Consider the following 4,713-nt stretch of genomic DNA (forward strand, 5'->3'; position numbering starts at 1 on the left):
TATAAGAGACAGCGACTGGCCTGCCCGGTGCGGTCGGGCGCGCCGGGCACGCCGACCGCACCGGGCAGGCCAGTCGCACCGGACACACCGCCCGCGCCAGTCGGGCCGCCCGCACCGGGCGCGCCGGCCGCGCCGGACAGGCCCGACGCACCGGGCACACCGCCCGCACCAGTCGCGCCGACCGCACCAGACAGGCCGCCCCCGCCGCCTGCGTCGGTCAGGCCGGTCGCGCCGACCGCCCCGGTCAGACCGCCCGCGCCGAACACACCGCCCGCCCCGCCCGCGCCGGTCAGGCCGGTCGCGCCGACCGCACCGCCCGCCCGGGTCAGACCAGTCGCACCGCCCGCACCGGCCGCGCCGGACAGGCCAGACGCACTAGGCACACCGCTCGCACCGCCCGCGCCGACCACACCGGCCGCGCCGGTCAGGCCGGTCAGGCCGGTCAGGCCGGTCCAGGCGGAGCCGCCGGGATCGGCAGGATCACCTGGCTCGCCAAAGGCTCCCGGCCCGCCGAGGGCGCCCACTGCCCGGCCCTCCTGGATCGCGGCCACCAGCTGTGGCAGCCGTCGCCCGGCGACATCGTCGGCCTCGCTCACCAGGGCGGTGAGCGGGCGGGTGATGGAGCGGGCGGCGAGGAGTACGAGGCCTGCGGCGAGGGCGAGTTCGGCGGCGCCGAGCAGCAGGAAGAGGACGAGCTGGCGGCGGGCGGCGGCCGCGAGGTCGTCGGCGCGGCCGCGGACGTCGGCGCCCGCATGGACCTGCGTGCGGTGCAGGTCGTCGACGAGCACGGTCATGTCCCGCCACCAGCGCCGGGCGTCGACCCCGAGCCGGTTGCCGGCGGCGCCGGCGTCCGCGCGGCGGGCGTATCCGGCGGCGCGGCGGGCGGCAGCGGTCCGTAGCGCCGCGTCCAACTCCGCTTTGCGGGGCGCGGCGGCCAGCGGCCGGAAGGCCCGCAGCCCCGCCTCGCGCTGCGCCCGCACCTGCGCGTACCGCACGAACTCGCTCCCGCGGAAGCGCCCGTGCGCGAACACCCCGTTCAACAGCCCGCGTTCGAGCGCCGTCGCCTCGGTGGCCTCGGCGAGCGCCTGCAGCGCATCCATGCCGCGCGCGAGCCGCGTGTCCCCGCGAGCGGCGGCGTCCCCGGCGGCTGCCTCGGCGGAGGTGAGGGAGGTGATCAGCCCGGTGTAGGCGTCGAGCGCGGCGGCCGGGGTGGCGTCGCGGCGGTCGACGTCGACGCGGAGGGCGCGAAGGCTGGTGGGGCGTCGGCTGCCGTCGCTGCCCGCGGTCCCACCCGCGCTGCCCGCAGTCCCATCGGCGACTCCGGCGGGACCGTCGCTGTTTTCGGTGCCGCGGGGGCTGTCGGCCCCGCCGGAATCGCGGGTGCCGTCGGTCCCGTCGGTCCTGTCGGTGCCGGCGGTCCCGCCGGACCCGTCGGTCCCGTCGGTCCCGCCGGACCCCGCGGACCCATCGGCGCCACCACCTTCCAGCCCATCCGCCCCCCGCAACGCCCTCGCCACCGCCGGCGCCGTGTCCGCACCGGACTCCGCAAGATGGTCGTCCAGGCGCCTCCGCGCGGCATCCGCGCGATCGCGTTGGGTGCGGAGCTTGGCGGCGTACGAGTCCTCGCCCCCGAGGAGGCCATTCGTCAGGCCGCGTTCGCGCTGCAGTTCGCGGACCAGGGCCTGCACGTCGAGTACGAGGCCGACCCGTTCGGCGGACTGCCCGGCCCGGCCGGCGTCCGCGGCGCGGTCGGCCACGCCGTAGCCGGTGAGCATCAGCAGCAGGCAGGTGGGGACGGCCAGCACGATGGCTACGCGCCCGCGGATGGTGTGGGGGGTCAGGCGGCGGAGGGTGAAGGGGCCCGGTCGGCGGCCCTGCTCGGTCATGGGCGACGACGCTATGGGGCGCGGGGCGCCCCGGAATTACCCGGCCGTAAGGACACGGTTGCACTCTGCTCAGCGCGGTCGCGTCGGCCGCGGGCGCTTGCGGCTACGCGGCCGTACGCGTGACGGCACACTCTCGTAACACGTAGCGCTCCAGCCAGGCGCAAGCCGCGTCGGCAACCTCGCATGTTTCCCTTGAGGCGTGAGTGTCCCGACGAAGAAGCCCGCATGGACCACCACCGCTCTCCGGTGGACCGCCTTCACGGTCGCCGTCCTGGCGACCGTCACCCTCGTCGTCGCCGGCACTGCCCGCTCCACCGTCGCCAACGCCGCCTACTACCGCACCGTCCTCGACGAGGAGGACACGTACGACCGCCTCTACGACCAGGTCCTCGTCGACCCCGAGGCGTCCGGCGTCACCCGCAATCTCCTCGGCCGCCTCCCGGTGCCGCAGGCCATAGTGACGTCCAATCTCAAGACCGTCCTCCCGCCCTCCACCACCCGCGCCATGGCCAACCAGGTCATCGGCCAGGCGGTCACATACCTCCGCGGCGACACCGACCAGCTGAAACTCACGGTCGACCTCAGGCCCGTCCTCACCAACCTCGGCGACCTCGGGCACATCTACTTCGCCGACACCGTCGCGGGCCTGCAGCAGAAACCCGCCCCCGACTACCGCGCCTTCCAGCGCGAACTCGACGACGCCGTCACCCGCATCGCCGACGGTCAGCGCCCCGACGGCCTCCCCACCCTCGACCTCAGCGACCGCCAGGCCGAGGCCGCCACCGACGCGCTGCTGAAGGCGGTACCCGCCGGCCAGCGCGGCGCCCTGCGCCCGCGCGTCGAAGCCGCCCTCGGCAGCGGCGACCTGGCCACCGCGCTCGCCGAGGTCGGCCCGGTGGCCTTCGCCAAGGACAAGAAGACCGCCGCCTCCCAGCTCCGCGACACCGCCGACGGCTCCACCTGGAACCTCACCGCCGACCTCGACCGCGGCGGCGCCGACGGCCGCGACGGCCTGGCCCCGGTCCGCGAAGCCCGCGCCTTTACGAAGCTCGGCCTCGGCTGGGTGCAGACGATCGCCGCGGTGCTCGGCGGCGCCGCGCTCGCCACGCTCTGGTTCGCGGGGCCGCCCGCGCCAGGCCGCCGCCTCAAGCGCGTCGGCCTCGCGCTCGCCACCGGCGGCGCGCTCGCCTTGGCGCTGGTCCTCGCCGCCCGGTGGTTCTCCGGCGGTACGGCGATGGCCGCCCCGCGCGGCTGGCCGGACTCCGCCGACCGGCTGCTCGGCGACCTCCAGCAGACCGCGATGACGCGGCTGTTCGACACCGCACTCTCCACGGCCGCGTTCCCGCTCGTCGCCGGCGCGCTGCTCGCCGCGGGCGGCTGGACCTGGCAGCGGCAGGCGGCCCGTATGAAGCAAACGAACGAAGCGAACGAAGCGAAAGCTCCCAAGACCGAGCCCACCCTCCCCCCGCGCTACCGCTGGGCCGCCATCGGCGTCACCGCCGCCGCCCTCGCCGGCGCGGTCCTCGTGCCGAACGCCTTCGGCGGCGAGTCCGAGCATCGCTGCAACGGCCGCGCCGACCTGTGCGACGTCCCGTACGACCAGGTCGCCCAGGTCGCCTCGCACAACTCGATGTCCACGTCCGAGGACAAGTTCATCGGCCCGCTGCAGGACCCCTCCATCACCGGCCAGCTCAACGACGGCGTCCGCGCGCTGCTCATCGACACCCACCGCTGGGAGACGCCGAAGGAGGTCACCGCCCGGCTGGCCGAGTCCGACTTCACCCCGGGCATGCGCCAGCAGATCCGTAGCGTCATCAACACCCTCGACCCGCCGCGCAAGGGCACCTGGCTGTGCCACGCGGTCTGCCGCGGCGGCGCCATCCCGCTGGTGCCGGAGCTCGGGAAAGTCCGCGAGTGGATGGACAACAACCCCGCCGAGGTCGTCACCCTCGTGATCCAGGACGGCATCAGCGGCGAGGAGACGGCGCGGGCCCTGCACGCCGCCGGCCTGGACGAGCTGGCGTACACGCCCGATGCCGACCCGGACGCGCCGTGGCCGACGCTCGGCGAGATGACGGAGGACGGCAAGCGCCTCGTCGTATTCGCCGAGCGGGCCGACGGCCCGGCCCGCTACTACCGCAACTACTACCGGTACGGCATGGAGACCCCGTTCGCCTTCAGCAAGCCCCAGGACATGACCTGCGCGCCCAACCGCGGCGGCACCGGCAAACGCCTCTTCCTGATGAACCACTTCGTCACCAACGGCGGCGGCAGCCGCCTCGACGCGGGCGAGATCAACGCCAAGGAGCGGGTGCTGCAGCGGGCCCGGCAATGCGAGAAGCAGCGCGGCCGACCGGTGAATCTGGTGGCCGTCGATTACGCGACCATCGGCGACGTCAGCGGCGCGGTGAACGAGCTCAACGACGAGCGGGTGCGGAAGCTGGATCGCTGACCCGCCGCCCACCACCGTCGCGCTCCCGCCGCGCCGCGCCGCCGCCGCGGCCGAGGACCAGCAGCGCCACGGCAACTCCCGCCGCCGCCAGCACCGCGCTCGCGGTGAAGCCCGCCTGGTAGCCATTCGTCAGCTGCTCGGCCGTCTCCCCGTTCGCGTACGAGACCGCCACCGAGGTCACCACCGCCACCCCGAAGGCGCCGCCCACCTGGAACGCCGCCTGGTTGATCCCGGACGCGACGCCCGAGTCCCGCTCCGGTACGCCGGTCAGCGCGGCGATCGAGCCGGCCACGGCGCCCGCCCCGAGCCCCACCCCGAACACCAGCAGCCCGGGCAGCAGATGCCGCGCGAAGTCCCCGTCCACCGGCACCCCCG

General features: G+C 75.3%; 2 protein-coding genes and 1 pseudogene. 1 reads left to right on the plus strand and 2 read right to left on the minus strand.

The annotated features are described in order from the left end of the window. Nucleotides 1-1,886 (minus strand): nitrate- and nitrite sensing domain-containing protein (locus G5C51_RS42650; RefSeq protein ID WP_206314829.1); only part of this gene is annotated, 1,886 nt, incomplete at its 3' end. Nucleotides 1,887-2,085: 199 nt separating this feature from the next. On the opposite strand from G5C51_RS42650, the gene G5C51_RS39905 reads away from it, so the two are divergent. Next, complete coding sequence (locus G5C51_RS39905; protein WP_165245505.1) at nucleotides 2,086-4,338, plus strand: phosphoinositide-specific phospholipase C-related protein; 2,253 nt, start codon at nucleotides 2,086-2,088, stop codon at nucleotides 4,336-4,338. Here G5C51_RS39905 and G5C51_RS39910 read toward each other — a convergent pair. Further along, a pseudogene (locus G5C51_RS39910) lies at nucleotides 4,304-4,713 on the minus strand (MFS transporter); the annotation flags it as partial. The gene G5C51_RS39905 and the pseudogene G5C51_RS39910 overlap by 35 nt on opposite strands.

It is taken from the genome of Streptomyces coryli, assembly GCF_011044975.1.
GTDB lineage: Bacteria > Actinomycetota > Actinomycetes > Streptomycetales > Streptomycetaceae > Streptomyces > Streptomyces coryli.